We start from the raw sequence: 23102 nt of genomic DNA on the forward strand, positions 1-23102 counted from the left end.
CAATGTTGAAGATTAATGGCGAGCGCCTGTGGCATAGCCTGATGGCCATGGCAGAGATCGGCGCGACCGCACGCGGTGGCAGCTGCCGCCTGGCATTGAGCGCCGAAGACAAGGCCGGTCGTGAGCTGTTCAGTCACTGGTGTAAAGCGGCTGGCCTGACGTTGAGTGCGGATGCCATCGGCAACCTGTTCGCCCGTCGCGCAGGTACTGACAATGACGCCGCCCCGGTGATGATGGGCAGCCATCTCGATACCCAGCCCGAAGGCGGGCGCTTTGATGGCGTGTACGGCGTGTTGGCTGGCCTGGAGGTGATCCGCAGCCTCGACGACCACGGCATCCAGACGCGCAAGCCGTTGGAAATTGCGGTGTGGACCAACGAGGAGGGCGCCCGTTTCACTCCGGCGATGCTGGGCTCGGCGGTGTTCACCGGTGCCCTCGCTCTGGACAAGGCGCTGACCACTGCTGATGCTGAGGGTGTCAGCGTGGCCGAGGCGTTGCGCAGCACTGGCTACAACGGTGAGCGCCCGTTGGGTGGCGCGGTGGATGCGTATTTCGAAGCGCATATCGAGCAAGGCCCGATCCTGGAAGACAACGCCAACAGCATCGGCGTAGTCACCGGTGGCCAAGCGATTCGCTGGCTCGATGTGCGGGTCCAAGGTATGGCCGCTCACGCCGGCACCACGCCGATGCCGTTGCGTAAAGATGCGCTGTACGGTGCGGCGAAAATGATCCAGGCCCTGGAAAACCTAGCCGCCGATTTTGCCCCGCAGGGTCTCACCACTGTGGGCGAATTGAGCATCGCCAAGTCGTCGCGCAACACCATTCCCGGTTTGCTCGATTTTACCGTCGACCTGCGCCATCACCGCGACACCGACATCGACGCCATGGAGCAGCAAGTGCGTGCACGCCTGCAGGCAATCGCTGACAATCGCGGCCTGAGCGTCACCATCACGCCGCACTGGACCAGCCCGGCCACGCCGTTCGACGCCGAGTGCGTGGCCTGCGTGCAGGCTGCGGTGGACGCCTTGGGCTACAGCCAGCAGACCATTGTCAGCGGCGCGGGTCACGATGCGATTCACTTGGCGCGCTATTGCCCCACCGCGATGATCTTCATCCCTTGTGTCGGCGGCCTCAGCCACAACGAAGCCGAAGATGTCTTGCCCGACGATGTGCGCCAAGGCACCGATGTCTTGCTCAACGCCGTATTGAAACGCGCAGGGCGCGTTCATTTCTAAAGGCCGACGCCGTGCCCCTGTGGGAGCTGGCAAGCCAGCTCCCACAGGGGCTGTGTTTATCCAGGAGCACCCTATGAAGACGTTTTTCCACCCCGAACAACTCTTGCACCACCCGCGTAGCTACTATTCCCGCGGCCAGATGCGCATGCCGCAGGAAGTCCCTGAGCGTGCGCGCAACCTGCTGCTGGCTGCGCAAACCCTGGGCTTCGATATCCAGCAACCGACCGATCACGGTATGGATCCTTTGCTCGCGGTGCACGGCGGCGACTACCTGGCTTTTCTTCAAGACGCTCACCAGCGTTGGAAGGAGATCCCCGAAGACTGGGGCGACGAAGTCATGTCCAACATTTTCGTGCGTGAACCCAATGCCCTGCGCGGCATCCTGGCCCAGGCTGCACGCTACCTGGCCGATGGCAGTTGCCCCATCGGTGAGTTGACCTGGCGCTCGGCTTATTGGTCGGCGCAAAGCGCCGTCGCCGCTGCGGCTGACATCCTCGATGGCGCACCCGCCGCCTATGCCTTGTGCCGGCCCCCGGGCCACCACGCCCGCTTCGACGCGGCCGGTGGCTTCTGTTACATCAACAACGCGGCGGTGGCTGCGCAAACGCTGCGCCAAGGTTTCCAGCGCGTTGCCGTGCTCGATACCGATATGCATCACGGCCAAGGCATCCAGGACATTTTCTACGACCGCGACGACGTGCTGTATGTGTCGATCCACGGCGACCCGACCAACTTCTATCCTGGCGTGGCAGGCTTTGCCGAAGAAAAAGGCAACGGCGCCGGCGAAGGGTTCAACCTCAACCTGCCGATGGCCCATGGTGCCAGCGAAGCGGTGTTCTTCGAAAAACTGGAGCAGGCCCTGGCAGCGGTGAAGGACTTCTCGGCGGATGTGCTGGTGTTGTCACTGGGCTTCGATATCTACGAGCTGGACCCGCAGAGCAAAGTCGCGGTAACGCGGGAGGGATTTGCGCAGTTGGGGCAGTGTATTCGAGGGCTGGGGTTGCCGTGCTTGATCGTGCAGGAGGGTGGTTATCACCTGGAGACGCTCGACAGTAACGCGCAGGCGTTTTTCAGTACGCCAGCGGCTTGGGGGAAGCTATCAGGCGACTAAGCGCTAAAAGCCTGCTGATCAGTTTTCAGTAGGCAAACCGTCCCGGCACACATGGCGTCCCACGGGCTCCCATACGATAATGCTCGCCACCTCGACCCCTTTGGCCTGCCTCCCGTGATCATCAACTTCGACCTCAACGACCTCCAAGCTTTCCGCGCCGTGGTAGACAAGGGCAGTTTTCGCGGTGCCGCCGAGGCTATCCGTATCTCGCAACCGGCCCTCAGCCGGCGTATCGAAAAGCTCGAATCCGCGCTGGATGTAAAGCTGTTCGAACGCACCACGCGGCGGGTCAGCCTGACCATGGTCGGGCGTGCATTCTTGCCCCAGGTTGAGCGCATGCTCGACGATCTCGATATCGCGCTGATGGGTATCAGTAACGTCGCCTCGACGCGCATGGGGAATGTCACCATCGCCTGCGTGCCGTCTACCGCGTACTACTTCATGCCCCACGTGATCTCCGAGTTCCACAAGCTGTATCCGAAGATTCGCCTGCGGGTGCTGGATGCCAGTGCCGGCGAGGTGTGCAATGCGGTGGCCAGCGGCGAGGCGGATTTTGGCGTGAGTTTCAGCGGCAGCCTGGCCGATGAGGTGGAGTTCGAGTTGCTGTTGCAGGAGCGCTACGTGCTGGCCTGTCGGCGTGATCACCCTCTGGCTGCGCGTGACAGCGTGAGCTGGACCGAGGCCTATGAGCATGACTACATCGAGGTGGACAAGACGTCGGGCAATCGCTTCCTGCTCGACCAGGCCCTGCGTGGGGTGCGGGTGAAAAAGCCGAGTATCTGCGAGACGCACCACGTGACCACCATGATCGGGTTGGTGGAGGCGGGGTTGGGCGTAGCGATGGTGCCGTCGATTGCGATGCCGGCGCACACTCACCCGATTCTGGTCAGTGTGCCGCTGGTGGAGCCCCACGTACTGCGCAATGTGGGCTTGATCAAGCGCCGTGGGCGGACGTTGCCACCGGCGGCGCTGGAGTTGGAGCGACTGGTGCGGGAGATGCCGTTCCGGTCAGCGTGACACCGAGTCCAGGCCGGTGGATTGCACCTCCGGCTGGGCCTCGGGCGAGGCCATGAACTGCAACAGCGCCTTGGCCTGCTCAGGGTGTTTGGCGTTCACTGGAATACCGGCGGCGAAACGGGTAACGGACTGTACGTCTTCCGGGATCTTGCCTACGAACGTCACGCCCTTGACTGGCAACAATTCCGCCACTTGTTGCAAGCCGACCTCGTAATCACCCTTGGCCACCTGTTCGCCCACCGGCACGCGTTGGATCATGGTGCCCTTGGCCGGCATGCCGAGTTTCTTGAACAATTCCTTCTCGACATAAACGCCGCTGGCGCTATCCGAATAGGCCACCGATTTGGCTTTGCTCAGTACGGCCTTCAGCTCGGCGTCTGTATTGATCACAGGTTTGGCCGCACCTTCCTTCACCACCAGGCCGATCCGCGAGTCCGCCAGCTCCACGCGGGACGCGGGGTCGACTTTGCCTTGTTTGATCAACTCATCCAGGGCATAACCGACCATGATCACCACATCGGCCTGTTCGCCACGGGCCAGGCGGTTGGGAATCGCTTCCGGCGCCTTGCCCATGGACGGGCCAAGGATGGTGTCGAGGGTGTCACCGCTTTGCTCGGCGTATTGCGGGCCGAGCAATTTATACGCGGCGGTGAAGCCGCCCGAGGTCATGACCTTGAGTTGTTCGGCCTGGGCTGATAGCGCCAGGGTGCCGAGGACGACAGCCGCGAGGGTCTTGAACAGCGGCTTCATTGCGCAGCCTCCTGCATGACTTGGCCACGGGTATTGGCGCGGCGATACAACGCCAGGGTCGAACACAATGCACACAGCGCGGCGAAGATCATCCAATACGCAGGTGAAGCCTTGTCTTCGGTGATGTGAATGAACCATGTGGAGATCGCTGGCGTGAAGCCACCGAACACTGCTGTTGCCAGGCTGTAAGCCAGCGAGAAACCCGCCACACGCACTTCCACCGGCATGATTTCAGTCAATGCCGGGATCATCGCGCCGTTATACATGCCATACAGGAACGAGAACCACAGCAGGGTTTCCAGCATGTGCGCAAAGCTTGGTGCGTTGACCACGTAGGACAATGCCGGATAAGCCGTAAGGACAGTCAGCACCGTCATGGCAATCAGCACGGGTTTACGGCCGAAGCGGTCGCTTAACGTGCCGCCGATCGGCAGCCAGAAAAAGTTCGAGATCGCGACCAGCAAGGTCACCAGCAAGGCGTCCGAGGTGCTCAGGTGCAACACGGTTTTGCCGAAAGTCGGTGCGTACACGGTGATCAGGTAGAACGCCGTGGTGGTCATGGCCACCATCAGCATGCCGCCGATGACCACGGTCCAGTTCTTCACCAGGGTCGCCATCACTTCACGCATGGTCGGGCGGTGCTTGCGGTTGGCGAACTCTTCGGTTTCCTGCAGGTTGCGACGCAACACAAAGATAAACGGAATGATCACGCAACCGACGGCAAACGGAATCCGCCAGCCCCAATCGGCCACCACCGCAGGTTCCATCCACACGTTCAGGCCATAACCCAGGGCCGCGGCGACGACGATGGAGATCTGTTGGCTACCCGACTGCCAACTGGTGTAGAAGCCTTTACGGCCCGGCGTGGCCATTTCGGACAGGTACACCGACACACCACCCAGCTCCGCACCGGCCGAGAAGCCTTGCAGCAGGCGCCCCAACAGCACCAGCAACGGCGCCCATAGGCCGATGGTTTGATAGCTCGGCACCAGCACGATCAACAGCGTGCCGCTGGCCATGATCGCCAGGGTCACGATCAAGCCTTTACGACGACCTACGTCATCAATGTAGGCACCCAGAATAATCGCGCCCAATGGACGCATCAGGAAGCCGGCGCCGAACACGGCAAAGGTCATCATTAATGACGCAAACTCATTAGCGGCCGGGAAAAACGCGGCAGCGATATAAGTGGCGTAGAAACCGAACAGAAAGAAGTCGAACTGTTCGAGGAAATTGCCCGAAGTAACGCGTAATACCGCGCCTACTTTCGAGGGGGCAGCCGCAGGCCGGGAAGGGTTAGTCATGGTTTTGTGTCTCCAGCGTTCTTTTTAAAGTGCTTGTTTCGCTTAAGACTTGGGATAGTGGCTGACACATTTAGAAATGATAAGTGACTAATTTGGATGAATTGATGCGTATTGGCTATCAATCATGGCGAGCGTCAAAACAGCCTGCGGTGCTCTATGCTTGAACCTGTGTCCAATTTTTACGGGCGGAGGTCGCTATGGGGAACGAACGCAAGCAGCACGACGAGCCGGAGCGTGAAGAAACCCGGCAGCAGCGTGAAGAAGAAAAGCCGCAAACCTGGAAGCATCCGGACGACGGCACCGAGCTTTCAGAGCGTGACCAGGAACGTCCGCTCAAACCCTGATTTCAGGGCAGACGTGATCCAATTGTGGGAGCGGGCTTGCTCGCGAATGCGCAATGTCAGTCAACAGAGTTGTCGGCTGATCCACCGCATTCGCGAGCAAGCCCGCTCCCACATTTTGTATTGGTGGACTTCTGAGCGGGGAAACTATTTGACATATTTGATTTGTGATCACATATTGAGGCCATAACAACCACAATACAGGTTTTGCCTCATGACCGATGGCTCGCTCCTCCTGCCTACCCTGCGCCAGGTGTCCCGCGATACTTTGCAAGACCAGGTCTACCGTCAGATCCGCGAAGCGCTGATGAGTGGCCGTTTCCAGCCTGGCCAGAAACTCACCATCCGTGGCCTGGCCGAAGCGCTCGGCTCCAGCCCCATGCCGGTACGCGAAGCGTTGCAACGCCTGAGTGCCGAAAACGCCTTTGAAGTCACCGAAACATCCCGTCTGCGGGTACGCCTGATGACGGTCGAACGCCTGCGTGAAATTCGCGACACGCGGGTAGCGCTCGAAGGCTTGCTGGCGGAAAAAGCCGTGCTGCTCCTGCAAAAACACGACCTCGATGAAATCACCGACCTGTGCCGCCAGATGCAACACGCCGCCGATGAGGTCGACGTGTCCCGCTACCTGTGGACCAACTTCGCCTTTCACCGACGCATCTACGCGGTGGCCCAGGCCGAATTGACCATGGCCACCGTGGAGAATTTCTGGCTGCACATGGGGCCGTGTTTTGCCCTGGTCGCCCCGGACAAAGCGCATCTGCAACGCTCGATGGAGGCGCATACGCGCATCGTCGAAGCCCTGGCTGCCCGCGATGGCGCCGGCGCCCGGGCGGCGGTGACCGACGACATCATGCAGGCCGCCGACTCCCTGGCGCGCCTGCTCGTCAAGAACGACCGTGCGCGGTCGTCTGTATCTGGAGGTAAACGTGCATGAGTGTCCTACAACGGCTACAGCCTTATCCTGGGTTACGTGTGTTGATTTCCGGCGGGGCTGCCGGCATTGGTGAAGTGTTGGCGGCGGCTTATCTGGAAGCCGGCGCCCGGGTGCATGTGTGTGATGTGAGCGAGTCGGCCCTGGCGGCGTTTCGGGATAAATACCCGGGCAGCGTCGCGACCCGGGCCGATGTCAGCGATGCCGCGCAGGTCGAGGCGGTATTCAAGGTGCAGCGCGAGCAGTTCGGTGGTCTGGATGTGCTGGTCAACAATGCCGGGATCGCCGGGCCTACGGGGGGTATCGACACGATCGGCGACGCCGAATGGCAAGCCACCATCAACATCAATCTCACTGCACAGTACCGTTTTGCCCATCACGCGGTGCCGATGCTCAAGGAATCGTCCCACGGCCATTTGCTGCATATCGCCTCGGTGGCGGGGCGGTTAGGCTACGCGTGGCGTACGCCCTATGCAGCGACCAAATGGGCCATCGTCGGCCTGATGAAATCCCTGGCTTCGGAGCTGGGCGAGAGCGACATCCGTGTCAACGCCCTGCTGCCCGGGATTGTCGAAGGCCCGCGCATGGACGGCGTGATCCGCGCCCGCGCTGAACAACTCGGCGTGCCCGAAGCCCAGATGCGCCAGGAATACCTCAACAAGATCTCACTCAAGCGCATGGTCACCGCCGAAGACGTGGCCGCCATGGCCTTGTTCCTCTGCTCGCCCGCCGCACGCAACGTGACCGGCCAGGCGATCAGTGTCGACGGTAACGTCGAGTACCTGTAAGCCCGTAAGCACACATCGCGCCGCACCCAGGATTTTTTTCAGAAGAATAAAAGTTGGAGAATCGTCATGTCCAAAAAACGACCTGTCATCATCACCTGCGCTGTTACCGGTGCCATCCATACACCGTCGATGTCACCGCATTTGCCCATCACTGCCGAGCAAATCGCCGATGCCGCCATCGGCGCCGCCGAAGCCGGCGCGGCCATTGTGCATCTGCATGCCCGTGACCCGATTGACGGCCGCCCCAGCCAGGACCCGGCGCTGTTTGCCGAATTTCTGCCGCAGATCAAGGCGGCCAGCGACGTGGTGATCAACATCACCACCGGCGGTGCACCGACCATGGGCGTGGAAGAACGCCTGCAACCGGTGATGCAGTTCAAGCCGGAGTTGGCCTCGCTGAACATGGGCTCGATGAATTTCGGGCTGTACGAAATGCTCAACCGCTTTACCGAGTTCCAGCACGATTGGGAACGCCCGTATCTGGAAGAGAGCGACGACCGGATCTTTCGCAACACCTTTCGCGACATTACCCACATCCTCAATGCCTGTGCCGATAACCGCACCCGCTTTGAAATCGAGTGCTACGACATCGGCCATCTCTACACCGCCGCGCACTTTCTGGAACGCGGTCTGCTCAAGCCACCGCTGTTTATCCAGTCGGTGTTCGGCCTGCGGGGCGGCATCGGTGGGCATCCTGAAGACCTGGCGCACATGCGGCGCACCGCCGACCGCCTGTTTGGCGATGACTACGTGTGGTCAATCCTCGGTGCCGGGCGCGGGCAGATTCCGCTGGCGACCATGGGCCTGTCCATGGGCAGCAACGCACGGGTAGGCCTTGAGGATTCGCTGTGGGACGGGCCGGGCAAGTTGGCGGCTTCGAATGCCGACCAGGTACGGCGCATTCGCACGGTGATCGAAGCTCTCGGCCACCGCGTCGCCACGGCCGATGAAGCGCGGGAAATCCTCGGGCTCAAGGGGCGTGACCAGGTCAATTTCTGACTTCGTTTATTTATCGAAAAAGGTCGCGTCATGACTTGGCCGACATTCCCGCACAACAACAATAAGGGGATCACACCATGCCTATCGAAGTGCCCAAGGACGTCAAGACCGCCTCACCCCGCGAACCGCAGGCCCTCAACCGGCTGATGTTCGCCAAGTTGATGCCGCTGTTGATCATTGCCTACATTCTGAGCTTCCTGGATCGCACCAACATCGCTCTGGCCAAGCATCACCTGGACGTCGACCTGGGTATTTCCGCCGCCGCCTACGGGTTGGGCGCCGGACTGTTTTTCCTGACCTATGCACTGTCGGAAATCCCCAGCAACCTGATCATGCACAAGGTGGGAGCGCGATTCTGGATCGCCCGCATCATGGTGACCTGGGGCCTGATCTCCGCAGCGATGGCGTTTGTGCAGGGCGAAACGTCGTTCTATGTGTTGCGCCTGCTGCTGGGCATTGCCGAAGCCGGGTTGTTTCCCGGGGTCATGCTGTACCTGACCTACTGGTTCAACCGCGAACAGCGGGCGCGCGCCACCGGGTATTTCCTGCTGGGCGTGTGCTTTGCCAACATCATCGGCGGCCCTGTGGGCGCGGCCTTGATGCGCATGGACGGCCTGCTTGGTTGGCACGGCTGGCAGTGGATGTTCCTGCTCGAAGGCTTGCCCGCCGTGGCGTTTGCCTGGGTGGTGTGGCGCAAGTTGCCGGACCGTCCGAGCAAGGCGCCGTGGCTGTCGGCCGAAGAAGCACGCGGTATTGAACAGCGTATCGCCCAGGAAACCGAGGAAGGTGCGGGGGCGGGCGGCCATGCGTTGAAAAACTGGCTGACGCCGCAAATCCTGCTGGCGATCTTTGTGTATTTTTGTCATCAGATCACCATCTATACCGTGATCTTTTTCTTGCCGAGCATCATCAGCAAATACGGCGAGTTGAGCACCATGAGTGTCGGCCTGCTGACCTCGTTGCCGTGGATCGCGGCGGCACTGGGTGCGGTATTGATCCCGCGTTTTGCGACCACGCCCGGGCGTTGCCGCCGGCTGCTGGTGACTGGGCTGCTGACCATGGCGTTGGGGCTGGGCATTGCGTCGGTGTCGGGGCCGGTGTTCAGCCTGTTGGGTTTTTGCCTGTCGGCAGTGATGTTCTTTGTGGTGCAGTCGATCGTGTTTCTCTACCCGGCCTCGCGCCTCAAAGGCGTGGCGTTGGCGGGAGGGCTGGGGTTTGTGAATGCGTGCGGGTTGTTGGGCGGCTTTGTCGGGCCGTCGGTGATGGGCGCCATTGAGATGAGCACGGGCAATGCCATGAACGGCTTGAAAGTCATTGCCGTGGTGTTGGTGGTGGCTGCGTTGTCGGCTTTACGCCTGCGCCAGGGCCAGGAAGCGTCTCACACCAGCAACGAAGTAGGGAATCCGGAAGCCAGCACCAGGTAAGCCAGCACCGCCGCCAGGCACAAACCGACAAATGCGCGCAGCAGTGTCCTGGCGGTGGGATGCACAATGAATTTGATGGCCCAGAGCAAAGCCCCGCTGAGCAGGACGCTTAAGGCGAAAATGACCAGCACAAGGGGGTACCTGCAACCTTCAAGACCTGATTTATAGTCCCAAACCCGTTTATTGAACAGTGCGCACATAGACGCAGCCCCGCAGCCTTCCTAAACTGCCGCTTGTCTTGGGCAAAGGGGCAGGCGCCGATGAATCGCAATGAATTACGCAAGGCCGACATCAACCTGATGGTGGTCTTCGAAGCACTGATGCTCGAGCGCAATGTGACGCGGGTGGCGGAGAAGCTGTTTCTCGGCCAACCGACCATCAGCTCGGCCCTCAACCGCCTGCGCACCCTGTTCAACGACCCGCTGTTTATTCGTGTCGGCCATCGCATGGAGCCTACGGCTCGCGCCGAGGAGATCATCCAGCACCTGTCGCCGGCCTTGGATTCCCTGTCTTCGGCCCTGAGCCTGACCCATGATTTCGACCCGTCCATCAGCACCATGACCTTCCGCATCGGCCTGTCCGATGACGTTGAGTTCGGCCTGCTGCCACCCTTGCTACGGGCCTTGCGCCAGGAAGCGCCGCAGGTGGTGTTCGTGGTGCAGCATGTGGACTATTGGCGCATTCCCGACCTGCTGGCTTCTGGCGATATTACCGTCGGCATCACCCAGACCCGCGGGTTGCCGGCCAATGCCAAGCGCAAGTTATTGCGGCACATCCGCCCGTGCCTGCTGCGCGCCGATGCCTCGGATACCCCGCTGACCCTTGACGAATACTGCGCACGGCCCCACGTGCTGGTGTCCCACACCGCCAATGTGGCCGGGTTTGCTGATGAGTGGCTGGCAGAGGTGGGCCGCAAACGCCATGTAGTGCTCTCGGTGCCGCAATACAGTTCGTTGCCGGCCTTGCTTGCCGGCACCGACATGATCGCCAGCCTGCCGGATTACACAGCCCAGGCCATGGCTGCCAGCGGGAATCTGTTCTGCGAGCCGTTCCCGTTCGAAACCCCGACCCTGGATTTGTCCATGGTCTGGCTCAGCCATGTTGACACAGACCCGGCGGAACGCTGGATGCGCTCGCGGCTGGAGGCATTCATGAGTGATCGCGGGTTGGTAGCGAATAAAGCCTGAGGCTTATATCCGTGCTATGGGCAGGGGGCGGCTCAAGAACGGCTAATCCTGAACGTGCTCTTCTTGAACGGGGTTGCTAATCAGCGACGCACGCAAAATACGGATGCGTTGCTCGCAGTGATAGGCGCCTGCTTCTGTAAACCTGAGGAATGCTCGCGAGCAACACCTACAGCCCCAAATGCTTGAAATATTATAAGGAAAGAAATCAAAGCAGATAGGCGCGTCTTCAGACCAGAAATGGGTACCGTTCGGGTGATATTCCTCAAGGCTGAGTTCTTGTGCCCTATCGGTCGAGATTTCACCTAAGAAACGCAATAGGCTGCTCGCCTCGAGTGTTTTGGGTAAGGTTTCCCACCCCTGTGACAAGCCCCGAACACAAGAGCAGGCAGTAGACTCCAGCGAAGAGCGTTCGGCAATCTGCCTGATATTTTCTGGCGTGAGTATCATTTTTATGCAGTTCCAGGCGGTAATAGCTCAAATTCGATTCTTGCTTAAAACCAGTTTGTTCAAATAGCTTTCAATTTTGGGTAAAACAAACTGCAGTATCTTCGGCATGGTGTGAATAGGCAGTTGGCAGCATGCAAAATACAACGCCATTGTGGGCGATAAGCTGACACCAAGAGCAGACCATAATAGTCCAACATTTCTATTGCCACCGTTGAGTGCCATGGTGAACTTGGCGATCAATGACCCGGGGTATAAACAGCCCATGAGGAGTTGCAGGCAGACGTTGATGCAGTAGGCGATGGCGATCATTGAGATGGCCAACGAAGGGGTCTCCAGAATGACCTGCTGCATGCCCGCCATCGTGCCGACTGCAAAGAGGAAAAGCGCGATGACGACAATACCGTCAATAGCCAGGCCGTGCGTGGCGACGAAGGTGTGCGAAAAACGACGTATCAAGATAGCAGCGCCTTCGGCGCCTCCTATCAACACGGCCAGTCTGATCGCCAGGTCAACAGGGTTCAAGGAGAGTGAAAGGCCATCAGCGAATAGGTGGAGTATCAGCGGAGCGGTGACAGGGATAATTGCCATTGAGCAGAGTGCAGTCACCAGTGACATGGAAGGGTCAAGCCCGAGCATTCTCGCGACGGCTGCATTTCCGCTCGCGGGCGGGGCGGCAACAGCGATGGCTATCGCAAGGGATAGTTCTTGATTGCCGGTGAGGTAAAGCGAAAGCATTCCAAAGATATAAGGGCAAGCCACCACCATCAGGGCTGGAAATATCAGGGATATTTTCAAGTTTCTTGCTGCAGTGATGACTTCAGCGTTGTTAATACGCAGAAGAGTGCCCAGGACAAATATGAAAACCATGACGGGGAGCAATGGCCTCGCCAAGTCTGCAAGATAGGGAATAGCCAATCCAATTGCGCAACCGCATGCGAGTACGGTAGGCCCTCTGCGCGTAATTTCGGGCAGAATTCTATGCATATGAGTGCTCTCGAGGCGACGTCCCTTTCGGGACGCTGCTATTAGGTACGCAGAGTTATTTCAGGTGTGACAGATGGCGGTGGCGAGTTCCTGGATTGCCTCACGACCAGGCGCCCATCGATCAGAATCGAGGTAATACTTGGAAGGTCACCACTGCTGAAACTTCCAAGTACGCTGGGTTGCGCTCCTCCCAAAGGCCCACAGGCGACCAGAATGTCGGCTTCTCTTCCGACACCCAGAATCCCGCGATTCAACTTTCGCACCTTGGCGGTGTTACCCGTTGCGAAGCAGACGGCCTTTTCCGGTGGAACGTCGCCGAAACTACTGAGCAAGGCAATTGCCCTGAGCATGCCAAGCGCGGGAACCCCACATCCGGCAGGAGAATCTGTGCCAATGACGATACGGTCCAGTTGGTTCATTTCTCGTGCGTAATTCAGGGTGGTGACCGCCGCGAACTCATTCCCGTTATGTACGATTTCCAAGGCACCCAGACAGCCTTCACACAGGCATCTGATTTGGCTTGGTGCCAGTGCGGTATAGCCGCCATTGATATGCCCGATGATATCGGGCGCAATTTCAAGGATTTCTTCTGCGCCCATGCTCTGGGAGGTAGAAATTGAAGGACCGCCCGTGTGGGTAATGGAGGTCATGCCGTGTTTGCGAGCCATTTTGACCAATTCAGCTGCACGACTGACTGACTTGACAGGGCCTATCCCAACCTCTCCCAGTTGGTTGATGCCTTGAGCAACCATTGCGGCGAAATCCTCATCCGAAAATTCATCGTTGAGCAGTGGCGCGCCGGCTTCCATTTTTATTCCGCTAGGGCGCGCATTGGAGAAAGAGCGCTGCGCTGCGATTGCCATGGCGATAGTACCGACCCTGTCGGTCGGTAGCCCTGGAACATGCACTTCGCCGGCAGAGATCATGGTCGTCACGCCGCCCTGCAAGGAGTGCCAGATCCAATTGTGGTTGCCAGAGCGCGGGCTGTACTCACCCAGGGTCGGGTGAGTGTGGTTGTCGATCAAGCCTGGCATGACCGTGCTCTGTTTGGCGTCAATCAGCAGGTCTGCGTGTGAAAAATCTACATCTACTGCCTGACCAACGTAGGTGATCATTCCATCAACACTGACGAGGGTATCTGCAGTAATGAGTGGAGTCGCGAGATCACCTGTGAGGAAAGTGCCTATATTATGAATAATTGACGTATATGGCTTATGGTTCGACATTTAATTTATCTCTTTATATCATCGAGTAACGGGTTCGAAGATTCGCGCGCCACACTTGTTGAATGAACGGAAGTTCCACAAGTTGTTCGTGATGAACAAACGCTGGATCCAACGATACGCATGCCCCTCTGGATCGAAACTCGGGGTGAACTTATCACGCGAATGGAGCATGAAACGATTGTTGATGTACACCAACTTGCCAGGTTGAATGTCCAGCGGCCGCGCTACGCTTTTAAGCGCGTTGTAAAACCTCAACAGGGTATTTTGCGCTTCGTGATCAGCGGCAATTACCATGTCTGGGTAAAACGCGGCAGTCACTCTAGGGTGAGTCAGCGGGCCGCTCAGAATAGGGTATACATGAGTCTCTTTCGCCCCTGCGGTACTGTTCCTCCAGCGGTAGGGCTGGCGAATGATGAAATGTTTGCCATATAGGATTTCAATATCGGCCCGTTCCAGAACCTGAAGGGCTTCCCTCGCATCGGCAACCCAGGTTTTCGGGCCCACTCCGGCAGGATCACCGCGAACGCCGAGAAGCAAAAGTGCCAGCGGCGAGGTGTCTCCACGGGAGTCATAAGCCTGGAATGCATTTTCGGTGTGCAGGTCCAACTCCAGGTCCGAACCGTTGCCGGTATACTCGCCTACGGCCTCCGGATGCGGTACCAAGTCATTGACCAGTTTTGGCCCCTCATGCTTGATGGAGTAAGGCTCCGCTATCAAACTGCCCAGGGCAACCAGCACATTTTCAGAAAGATAACCACTTTTGAAGTTCAAGCTATTAGCGTCGCCTTGCGGGCTGCCAAATGTGTCATCAATCGGAAGGTTCTCAAATACACAATAAGAAGCATCGTCATCTTTAAGTGATTCAAGCTTTTTTAGAAGTCGCGCGGGAAACTTTTGATAAGCGGTCATGCGAATGAGGTGAATGTAGTCTCGCCCTCCCGTTGGCTCGTAACAAATGTCTATGAGCGCGTCCCGAATACTCTCTTTTTCAACGGCCGTCAGCCAGAAGCTGTTGGCGTCTGCACATGAATCGTCCACACGCACTCCTTTAAAGATCTGATTGATTTGTCATGAGTTGAGTTATAGGTAAATTACGACTTTCAAGCACTGAGGTGGGGGGCTCCGTAACCACGACCTGACAGTTTCCATGCTTTGATAAGGCCCGACCTGAGTGGGTGACTCAACCTAAGAGCTTATCTGTATACGCACCGGTGAAATGATGGGTGTTGAATTGGCCATCAGCATCATAGGGTTGTCCTTCATCGGTGCTGATGATTCTTGATAACCGCCCACGATGATAGGCAGTCAAGAAGTTGAAGAATGGCGTGCTTTCTTCTCTTGTGTCAGATATTCCGTAAAGCCTCAACTGTTTGATTATTGCAGCTTCAAGTTGTGGCAACATATACCAAGGGCACGTTGGAAAGCAGTGGTGGGCCGCGTGGTAACCAAAATTCAAAATAATCAGATTGAGGAAGGTAAACTTTCTTGCCACCGGTACGGAGAAGGTATTGTGGATTTCGTAGTGTTTTCCATGGGTTAGCTTTTCTCCCGCCGTATACACCTGCTGGAAAGAATGCTGGAAACAGTCGACGAATCGTACGATGTGTATCCTCAGGAAGGAGGAGGCTTGCCATACCACCACAAGTATCAGGGAGAACCGGGCGAACGTAGCGAAGGCTACAACGTAAATGCACAGGCTTCCAATACCCCTTGCAACCTCGCGCCTGCTGCCACTAAATATCACGGAGTAAATATTGGTAAGCTTGATCACATAGTAGAAGGCGGGAAGGTATATTTTTTCTGCAACAATGATTGCACTAAATAGCCTTGGATGAGCGACAGCAAAGTGACCACTATCGAACCCACCAATATCAATTCTTTCGGCATGATGGCGAACATGATCTTTTCTATAGGCTTCAAATGAAAAGAAAGAGAGGCCGTTAAGGAAAGACAGCAACTCTCCGACGACAGAATTGACTTTCTTCGACTTGAAAACAGAATTGTGCGCGCAATCGTGGCTCAGGTACCAGGACCAGATTTTCGCCAGGGCAATCAAGATAATCGCACCGAGTACCGCAACGATCTGTTGAGTACACGCCAGGAATATGCCCCAACCAGTGAAGGTTGCTATCGCACTTAATACAATCAGCGATGGCAATAGCTTTCGCTCTTTGGCTATTGAAATAAGCAGGGTTTTCACGTTGGCGTCTTTGATGGCGCGCAGATAATTATCAGCATACAGTAAAGACATCTCATCACCTTCAAGAGCAAAATCACTGAAACGCTTATTGAGCTGGTTTGGGGGATAGCATTGAACAACCGATCATGCCTGGACAGGTGTAATTACTTCCGTGCGCATGTGGAACTGACGGCGGGGCTCGAATATGTACATACACAATGCCAAAGATGTATTGCAGGTGTACGGGTGGCTAGGGTTCTTTTGCTGCATCTGGCGCCAGTGAAGGCGGCACTAGCGAGACCGTAGCGTGTGTATCCGCGCCCAAGGATTGTTCGCCGCTACTGGATTTGTAGCCGATCAGTATCACGCCGACGATGCACAATAAAACACCGGCAATGTTTAAATAGGAGAGTCCTTCTTTAAGCAGAAATACCCCGATGAAGCCGAGCGCAATATTGATAATGGCGCCGGTAACGATATTGCCCGTACTGAGGTCCCATCCACTGCGATACATCATCAAGAAGCCGATTTCCATCATTAGGATGCAAAACGCGATGCCTCCCTGAAGCCAGGTCATTTGCTTCAAGCCCGCGAGTAACGTTCCACTGCCCAGAAAAAACGGCAACATCAAGGTGGACAGGATAACAATTGCCACATAAATACTGACAATTGAAACCAAGGGGTTGATCGTAGACGGTATTTTCTTCATGAGCATGTGATAGCCCACGGTGCCCAGTATCGCTACGATCGCTGATAGATAGAATGTGTATTCTTTACCTAGCACGTTCAATGCTCCTACTAGTTGGGTTCAAGTTCACGAAATGTGGTGGTTTCCAAGAACCTCTGGTCCATGTACTCACCCGCGATGATCGGTTTGTATTTTGCAGGACTGCCATCTGCGCAACAGCTGGGTAGGCACTCCACTTTGGCGGTGTAGTCTGGGTCCATAAAAAACGCCGCCGAGTGGCGTAATTTGCCAGAGGTATTTATCACTCGATGCAGCGTTGCCTTGTAACGGTCATTCGTCCAGCGAGACATCAGATCCCCGACGTTGACGACAAAGGCATTTGGGATGGGTTTGACTTTGATCCAGGTGCCGTTAGCACTCTGTACCTCCAACCCCCCGGTGGCACTTTCCGAGATCATGGTTATCCAGCCGAAGTCTGTATGCTCTCCAGCACCCATCGGCGCTCCCTGCGTATATTGAGTGGAGGGATAACGCAGGACTCTCAATTGGGCCATCGGCTTCTTGAATTTATCATCGAAGTAATCGATCGGCATATCGAGCGCAAGGGCAAACACGTTAAGCAGTTTTTTTCCGAACGTGAGCATTTGCGAGTGATATTCCGTCATCGCAAGCTTGAAGTCGGGCAATTCCTCTGGCCATACATTGGGGCCGTAAAAAGGTAATTTGGCTTTTACGAACTCGTCGTCAAGCGACAAGTCCGCTGCCATGTCAAAACCCTCTTTGACATCGCCCAATAGGCCATCCGACTTATCAGCGCCTTCGCTAAAGTATCCACGCATATAGGGAGATTTATGAATTTCGATTTTTTCCTTGGCCTGAACAGGCAGGTCAAAAAACGATTCTATTTGAGAGAAGACAGTTGAAATAAGCGTGTCATCTACACCGTGATTGACGACGGTGAAAAATCCGACCTCCCTGCACGCGTTGTCGATCTCCTTTACTAGACGTGGCGATATCTCTGCGCCCTGCGTCAAACTACCGACGTCAATAATAGGTATGTTCTTTTCCATGGATGCACCATTTGCTCTAAAAAAGGCGCAACGAGACCTACTCCATGAATGCTGAAGTGCAATCAGGGATAGACCGTATATAGGCCGGTGTCATTTAGTTAGACTAAGGAATTCCGTCAACCCGCAAGCGCTGTCAATAAGTACTCGACACTCTCGAACGGCTCGCCTCCTCTTACAGGCTAGGTGGCGTAGCCTAGAATTCACTTCTATGAAAGCGAAGGCAAATCAGATAAAGTAAGCCTGGCTTAGTTTTTTTACCATGGAAGGGGGATTGATTAATGTTCGCAAAATTGCCGTTGACAGCCATTCGTGCATTTGAATCTGCCGCAAGACTCGGTGGGTTTAAAGCAGCCTCCGCAGAGTTGTTTGTCACCCCGGCGGCAGTATCACAACAAATAAAAACACTTGAAAATTTGCTGGGCAGTATGCTTTTTGTGCGCACTTCCCACGGTGTTCAACTCACTGCGAACGGTGAGAGGCTATATTCAAAGGTGCATCTTTCTTTTCTGGATATAAGCGGTAGTATGTCGTCGCTTAAACCACCCGCCGACTCCAACACACTCCGAGTTTCTACCACGCCGGCATTTGCGTCTTTATGGTTGATTCCTCGGCTGGCGAAATTTTACAGTGAACATCCAGACATTCATGTCAGTGTTGAAACCAGTAATGAAGTGGTGGACTTATTTCGTGACTCATCTGTTGATTTAGCCATTCGTTGTGGGTTTCGCGATTTTCCAGACTTGTACAGCCACGCGCTTATGCGCGAACAGTTTGGTGTTTTCTCCCACGCCCACTGGAAGCAAGAAGAAACTGAAACTTCGTTGAAACTTATAAATATACGTTGGGCTACGTCATCGCCCGCTTCGATTAGTTGGGCGTCCTGGTGCGCGGCTGCGAATCATGAAAGTTGGCTATCAAACGCGGTCTATCGTGAATACAACGATGAGCATTTTGCGCTCCAGGCCGCTATTGCCGGGCATGGCTTGACGCTGGCGAGCACGGTCTTGGCGGCAGATTATGTTGCGAATGGATTGCTGATTCCTTACAGACCCGACATCAAGATTCCGGGCGCGCAGTTTTCGGCTGTGTGCGTGCCGGGGCGTGAGCGTTCAGGTGCCGTAAAGCAGTTTCTGGCATGGATGGTCAAAGTGATAGCAGACTGCCATACCGATTGCCCTGTCGCTCGGGATGACGCGTCGCAGGCTGTCACTAAGCGCCGAACGTCACTGGCTATCTGATTAGGGTGTGGAGAGCTTGAGCAGGCGCGTTCCTACAACAAACCCTGATCCGCACACACCTTCACCACTTGTTCTCGAAACCAGGTATTGGCGCTGTCCTGCCCACTGGTTTCGTTCCACTGCATATCCAGGGTGAAACCCGGCAAACCATGGGGGGCTTCGCAAACTCCGAATGCCGGCGCTGGTGCCAGCAACTTTTGCACACGGCGGGGCAGGGTGACGATAAAGTCGGTGCCAGCAATCATCTTCAACGCAGCGCTGTAGCTGTTGGCCCGCGCGATCACCTGGCGCTTGCGGGCCTGGCGCGCGAGCCAGCCGTCGATCATGTTGGTGTCGGAGGTCCAGGGTGTAGGGAATACGTGGCGCCGCTCAACGAAGGACTGCAGGCTGAACGCCTGTTCCCTGGGCGCTGAACGTTGGTCGCACACGCAGACCAAGTCGTCCTCCAACAGCATCTGGGTCTTGAAGTCTTTATGGGCGCGGTGAAAGTGCGGGCCGAAGCAGATCACCAGGTCCAGGCGGCCTTCACGCAGGTCGTCGGCGGGGATGTCGGTTTCCAGCTTCTGCACGTTGACGATCACCGGCAGGTCGGCATGGTCGAAGCGCTTCAACAGGCGCGGCAGGATCAACTGTTCGAAATATTCCGGCGCGCACACATTGAAGGTCACGGTCTGTTGGGTCGGGTCGAAAACCTGGCCACCGGCATGGCACAGGTTGATGCTTTCCAGAATCTTCTGCACGTGCTCGTACATGGTGGTGGCCTTGTACGTAGGACGCATGCCTGCGCGGGTGTTGATAAACAGCTCATCTTCAAAGCTGGTGCGCAGCTTCTTCAGGCTGTAGCTCACGGTGGACTGGCTGACGAACAGCGTTTCAGACACCTCGGTAACGCTGCTCTGGTCGTAGACGGCGATAAACACCATCAAATCCTGCATATCGAGCTTTCTGAGCAAGTTACTGTTTAGCATCGGTTTCGTCCGTAAACCCTTTGTACCGAACTCAGTACAAGACTGAGCAAAATGTTAACGGAACGCTCGTACCAATAGAAAGCTCTGTAGGACCTTTCAATGTTTTGTGTGGGACAAAAAATGTTTTTAATACGACGTCAGCGGATATGGCGTGCGTAATGCGCCGGGTTGAAACGCATGACGATCAGCAGCATCAGCCCGCTCACTGCCATCAATGACCACCAGGCCCATTCGAAGCTGCCCAATTGGTCGCGGATCATGCCGGCGATGAGCGGCGACAGGCCGGCAATCAGATAACCGATGCCCTGCACGAACGCGGTAAGGCCACCGGCACGGCGCGGGTTGTCGAGGTGGTCCAGGGACAGGATCAGGCTCATCGGAAACAGGCCGCCAATCCCCAGGCCGAGCAGGCATGGCCACAACAGGCTCCAGTGTTGGGGGCTGAGTATGAGGCCGCAAAACCCCAGGATGATCAGCACCAGCAACACCGCCACCACGCCACGCTTATCCTGGCGGCGGTTGGCGATGGCCGGGGTGACCAGGCCGGAGATCACTTCCATGGCGGTCAAGAAGCCCAGCAGCAAGCCGGCATTCTGTTCACTCCAACCCTGCTCGACGTAGTAGGGGGCCAGCCACGCCAGCACACAGGTGTAAGACGCGGTGCCGAGGCCAAAAAAGATCGCCAGCAACCAGGCGCGGCGATTGCTGAAAAATGCCTCCTGGGGCCCCGAACCGGCTTGAGGCAGGGGCGGCAGGGCCGAACGCTGCGCATACCAGAACACCAGGGCCAACAACGCCAGCATCGCCCAGATCGCCAGGCCAATACGCCAACTGCCGGTCTGGGTTTGCACCAGCGGCGAGAACGACGCAGCCAACGCGGCGCCGCCCATGATCGCGGTGACATACAGGCCCATGAATAACGAGACGTTGGCGCTGAACCGCGACTTGATCAGCGCCGGCATCAACGCCTGGATCAACGCAATGCCGACACCCGCCGCAATGGCACTCACGATCAGCTCCAGTGCCGAATCCAGGAACAACCGCGACAAGGTCGCCAGCCCAATCACCAGCAGCGATACCACAATGCTGCGATGCTCGCCCACGCGCTTGGCCAGGCCCATGCCAAAGAACATCGCCAGGCCCATGGCCATGACCGGCAACATGGTCAGTAAGGCGGCGCTGCTGAAACTTAGCGGCACATCCGCACGAATCGACGCCAGCAACGGCCCCACGGCCGCCATCGAGGGGCGCAAGTTGAGGGCGACGAGCACCACGCTGATCATCAGCCAGACGGCGGTGGTGGATTTTGCCTGAACGTTTTCCATGGGCCTGCCTTGAATGAACAAGGGCGAATCAGGCCATGGAGCGCGCAGCGGGGCAAATCAGAAAGTCGCAGGGGCTATTGAAAAAATGCGGATGCCGAGTGGTGAGGTAAGCGCGCATTGGGCGTTGGCTGGCAGGGCGTCGCGGGAGCAAGCTCCCTCGCCACAGGTCCAGCGCAGCGGGATTACAGGCTCGTCAACTCCCATCGCCCCTGGTCGATTTCAAGCAGCGTCGGCCCCTGGCGGCCAGCAGCAGCATGCAACGCGGTGCGCAGATGTTCGATGCCGCGGATGCTTTCTGCCGCGCAACCCAGGGCCGTGGCCACGCCGATAAAGTCCGGCGTGTAGATGTCCACACCCACCGGCTCGATGTCACGGTTGACCATGTACTTCTTGATCTCTTCATAACCCTGGTTATTCCACAACAGCACAATCACCGGAGTACGGGCCTCCACCGCGCTGGCCAGTTCCGGCAAGGTGAATTGCAAACCGCCGTCGCCGATCAGGCACACCACCGGTTGGCCATCGCCGCGCCCGAGCCAGGCACCAATGGCGGCGGGCAGGGCATAACCCAGGGTGCCGTAACCGGTGGAGGCGTTGAACCACCGGCGTGGGTGGTCGAGGTTCAGGGTCAGGTTGCCGCTGTATACCGGTTGAGTGGAGTCGCCCACGAACACCACGCCGGGCAATTCCTCCAGAACGGCGTTGAGAAACCGGGTTTGCGCACGCGTCGCAGCGTCCCAGGCAGGTTCCAGCTCGGCCCACAAACGGGCGACGCGTGCTGCACCCCAGTCGGCAGTGCGCGGCGCCAGCGGCTGGCGGTTGAGTGCGGTAAGCAGGGCCTGGGCGGCGATGCGTGCGTCGGCCACCAGTGCCACTTGGGGCGGGTAGTTTCGTACGGTCTGGTCCGGGTCGATATCGATGCGCAGCAGCGTTCCGGGAATGTTGAAACCGCCGGCGAAGGTGACGTCGTAGTCGGTCTCCGCCAACTCCGTGCCGATCGCCAGCACCACATCGGCTTCAGCCACCAGGGCACGGGTGGCGGGCAGTGTTTGCGTGGAGCCGATCAGCAGCGGGTGCGCGGCGGGCAACATACCCTTGGCGTTAATGGTCAGGGCCACGGGCGCGCCGAGGGCTTCTGCGAGGTGGGTCAGTTCGGCGGCTGCGTCAATGGCGCCGCCACCGGCCAGGATCAGCGGGCGCTTGGCCGCAGCCAGCCTCTGGCTCATCTGCTGCACGGCCGCCGGTGCCGCGCCAGCGCGGGCGACGCTGACAGGCGTGCTGCCCAGCAACGCGTCGGCATTTTCCACCAACACATCCAGGGGGATCTCGATATGCACCGGGCGCGGCCGACCGGCCTGGAACAACGCAAACGCCCGCGCCAGCACGCCCGGCAGTTGCGCCGCCGACATCAAGGTGTGGGAGAACGCCGCCACCCCGGCCACCAGCGCGCTCTGGTTCGGCAGCTCATGCAACTTGCCGCGCCCGCCGCCCAACTGGCTGCGTGCCTGCACGCTGGAAATCACCAGCATCGGGATCGAGTCGGCATAGGCCTGGCCCATGGCTGTGGTGATATTGGTCATACCGGGGCCTGTGATGATAAAGCACACGCCGGGCTTGCCACGGGTGCGCGCATAGCCGTCGGCCATGAAGCCGGCGCCCTGTTCGTGGCGCGGGGTGACATGCCGGATACTGGAGCGCGCCAAGCCCCTGTACAGCTCCACGGTGTGTACGCCGGGAATGCCGAATACGTGGTCCACGCCGTAGCGTTCCAGGAGGTGCACCAATACTTCGCCGCAGGTCGCCATACAGGTCGCTCTTGTGATGGGGTCGAAGCGCTATTGGAGCGGTTGGCCGGTGGCGGCAACAATCGATAAAAAGTCATACTCG

Annotated in this window: 21 protein-coding genes; 10 read left to right on the plus strand and 11 right to left on the minus strand. The window is 57.6% G+C overall.

Annotated features, from left to right (window positions below):
* Nucleotides 1–2 precede the first annotated feature (2 nt).
* From BUE92_RS08905 to BUE92_RS08915, 3 genes are all read left to right on the plus strand, one after another.
* On the plus strand, nucleotides 3–1235 hold the full coding sequence (locus tag BUE92_RS08905) for a Zn-dependent hydrolase (RefSeq protein WP_073523195.1): 1233 nt from the start codon (nucleotides 3–5) through the stop codon (nucleotides 1233–1235).
* A gap of 73 nt (nucleotides 1236–1308) precedes the next feature.
* Nucleotides 1309–2346: a histone deacetylase family protein gene (locus BUE92_RS08910; protein WP_073523197.1), complete on the plus strand. Its 1038-nt coding sequence runs from the start codon at nucleotides 1309–1311 to the stop codon at nucleotides 2344–2346.
* A 114-nt stretch (nucleotides 2347–2460) separates the two neighbouring features.
* Nucleotides 2461–3363 carry a LysR family transcriptional regulator gene (locus BUE92_RS08915; RefSeq protein WP_032901014.1) on the plus strand — a complete coding sequence of 301 codons (903 nt, stop codon included), beginning with the start codon at nucleotides 2461–2463 and terminating at the stop codon, nucleotides 3361–3363.
* Here the strand turns inward: BUE92_RS08915 and BUE92_RS08920 are convergent.
* Nucleotides 3355–4113 (minus strand): substrate-binding domain-containing protein, encoded by a 759-nt coding sequence (locus tag BUE92_RS08920; RefSeq protein WP_073523198.1) that lies wholly within the window; start codon nucleotides 4111–4113, stop codon nucleotides 3355–3357. The two genes, BUE92_RS08915 and BUE92_RS08920, sit on opposite strands and share 9 nt — an antisense overlap.
* On the minus strand, nucleotides 4110–5417 hold the full coding sequence (locus BUE92_RS08925; RefSeq protein WP_073523199.1) for an MFS transporter: 1308 nt from the start codon (nucleotides 5415–5417) through the stop codon (nucleotides 4110–4112). Before BUE92_RS08925 ends, BUE92_RS08920 begins: the two co-directional genes overlap by 4 nt.
* A gap of 197 nt (nucleotides 5418–5614) precedes the next feature.
* Between BUE92_RS08925 and BUE92_RS28480 the strand changes: the two genes are divergently transcribed.
* The 6 genes from BUE92_RS28480 to BUE92_RS08950 all read left to right on the plus strand — a co-directional run bounded on the left by BUE92_RS28480 (nucleotide 5615) and on the right by BUE92_RS08950 (nucleotide 11090).
* Nucleotides 5615–5761 carry a hypothetical protein gene (locus BUE92_RS28480; RefSeq protein WP_178380697.1) on the plus strand — a complete coding sequence of 49 codons (147 nt, stop codon included), beginning with the start codon at nucleotides 5615–5617 and terminating at the stop codon, nucleotides 5759–5761.
* A 211-nt stretch (nucleotides 5762–5972) separates the two neighbouring features.
* On the plus strand, nucleotides 5973–6695 hold the full coding sequence (locus BUE92_RS08930) for a GntR family transcriptional regulator (protein ID WP_073523200.1): 723 nt from the start codon (nucleotides 5973–5975) through the stop codon (nucleotides 6693–6695).
* Nucleotides 6692–7480 carry an SDR family oxidoreductase gene (locus BUE92_RS08935; RefSeq protein WP_073523201.1) on the plus strand — a complete coding sequence of 263 codons (789 nt, stop codon included), beginning with the start codon at nucleotides 6692–6694 and terminating at the stop codon, nucleotides 7478–7480. Before BUE92_RS08930 ends, BUE92_RS08935 begins: the two co-directional genes overlap by 4 nt.
* 66 nt (nucleotides 7481–7546) lie before the next feature.
* Nucleotides 7547–8479, plus strand: a complete 933-nt coding sequence (locus BUE92_RS08940; protein ID WP_073523202.1) for a 3-keto-5-aminohexanoate cleavage protein — start codon at nucleotides 7547–7549, stop codon at nucleotides 8477–8479.
* Between the two features lie 77 nt (nucleotides 8480–8556).
* Nucleotides 8557–9903, plus strand: coding sequence for an MFS transporter (locus tag BUE92_RS08945; RefSeq protein WP_073523204.1), 1347 nt, complete (start codon nucleotides 8557–8559; stop codon nucleotides 9901–9903).
* Nucleotides 9904–10163: 260 nt separating this feature from the next.
* Nucleotides 10164–11090, plus strand: coding sequence for a LysR substrate-binding domain-containing protein (locus tag BUE92_RS08950; protein WP_003189553.1), 927 nt, complete (start codon nucleotides 10164–10166; stop codon nucleotides 11088–11090).
* Between the two features lie 474 nt (nucleotides 11091–11564).
* On the opposite strand, the gene BUE92_RS08955 is transcribed toward BUE92_RS08950, so the two are convergent.
* The 6 genes from BUE92_RS08955 to BUE92_RS08980 all read right to left on the minus strand — a co-directional run bounded on the left by BUE92_RS08955 (nucleotide 11565) and on the right by BUE92_RS08980 (nucleotide 17684).
* On the minus strand, nucleotides 11565–12521 hold the full coding sequence (locus tag BUE92_RS08955) for a hypothetical protein (RefSeq protein WP_073523206.1): 957 nt from the start codon (nucleotides 12519–12521) through the stop codon (nucleotides 11565–11567).
* 41 nt (nucleotides 12522–12562) lie between these two features.
* Nucleotides 12563–13747, minus strand: a complete 1185-nt coding sequence (locus BUE92_RS08960; protein WP_073523208.1) for an amidohydrolase family protein — start codon at nucleotides 13745–13747, stop codon at nucleotides 12563–12565.
* Between the two features lie 18 nt (nucleotides 13748–13765).
* Nucleotides 13766–14785, minus strand: a complete 1020-nt coding sequence (locus BUE92_RS08965; protein ID WP_073523209.1) for a TauD/TfdA family dioxygenase — start codon at nucleotides 14783–14785, stop codon at nucleotides 13766–13768.
* Between the two features lie 142 nt (nucleotides 14786–14927).
* A complete protein-coding gene (locus tag BUE92_RS08970; protein WP_073523210.1) occupies nucleotides 14928–15998 on the minus strand; it encodes a fatty acid desaturase family protein in 1071 nt (356 codons plus the stop codon).
* 178 nt (nucleotides 15999–16176) lie between these two features.
* Nucleotides 16177–16710, minus strand: coding sequence for a hypothetical protein (locus BUE92_RS08975; protein ID WP_073523211.1), 534 nt, complete (start codon nucleotides 16708–16710; stop codon nucleotides 16177–16179).
* A gap of 14 nt (nucleotides 16711–16724) precedes the next feature.
* Nucleotides 16725–17684, minus strand: a complete 960-nt coding sequence (locus tag BUE92_RS08980) for an isopenicillin N synthase family dioxygenase (RefSeq protein WP_073523212.1) — start codon at nucleotides 17682–17684, stop codon at nucleotides 16725–16727.
* Between the two features lie 278 nt (nucleotides 17685–17962).
* On the opposite strand from BUE92_RS08980, the gene BUE92_RS08985 reads away from it, so the two are divergent.
* Nucleotides 17963–18922: a LysR substrate-binding domain-containing protein gene (locus BUE92_RS08985; RefSeq protein WP_073523213.1), complete on the plus strand. Its 960-nt coding sequence runs from the start codon at nucleotides 17963–17965 to the stop codon at nucleotides 18920–18922.
* A 32-nt stretch (nucleotides 18923–18954) separates the two neighbouring features.
* On the opposite strand, the gene BUE92_RS08990 is transcribed toward BUE92_RS08985, so the two are convergent.
* From BUE92_RS08990 to BUE92_RS09000, 3 genes are all read right to left on the minus strand, one after another.
* Nucleotides 18955–19890, minus strand: coding sequence for a LysR family transcriptional regulator (locus BUE92_RS08990; RefSeq protein ID WP_073523214.1), 936 nt, complete (start codon nucleotides 19888–19890; stop codon nucleotides 18955–18957).
* Nucleotides 19891–20027: 137 nt separating this feature from the next.
* Nucleotides 20028–21215 (minus strand): cyanate transporter, encoded by a 1188-nt coding sequence (locus BUE92_RS08995; protein ID WP_073523216.1) that lies wholly within the window; start codon nucleotides 21213–21215, stop codon nucleotides 20028–20030.
* A gap of 182 nt (nucleotides 21216–21397) precedes the next feature.
* Nucleotides 21398–23020 (minus strand): 5-guanidino-2-oxopentanoate decarboxylase, encoded by a 1623-nt coding sequence (locus tag BUE92_RS09000; protein ID WP_073523219.1) that lies wholly within the window; start codon nucleotides 23018–23020, stop codon nucleotides 21398–21400.
* Nucleotides 23021–23102 lie beyond the last annotated feature (82 nt).

The organism is Pseudomonas fluorescens (genome assembly GCF_001902145.1).
In the GTDB taxonomy this organism is placed as follows: Bacteria; Pseudomonadota; Gammaproteobacteria; order Pseudomonadales; family Pseudomonadaceae; genus Aquipseudomonas; species Aquipseudomonas fluorescens_BV.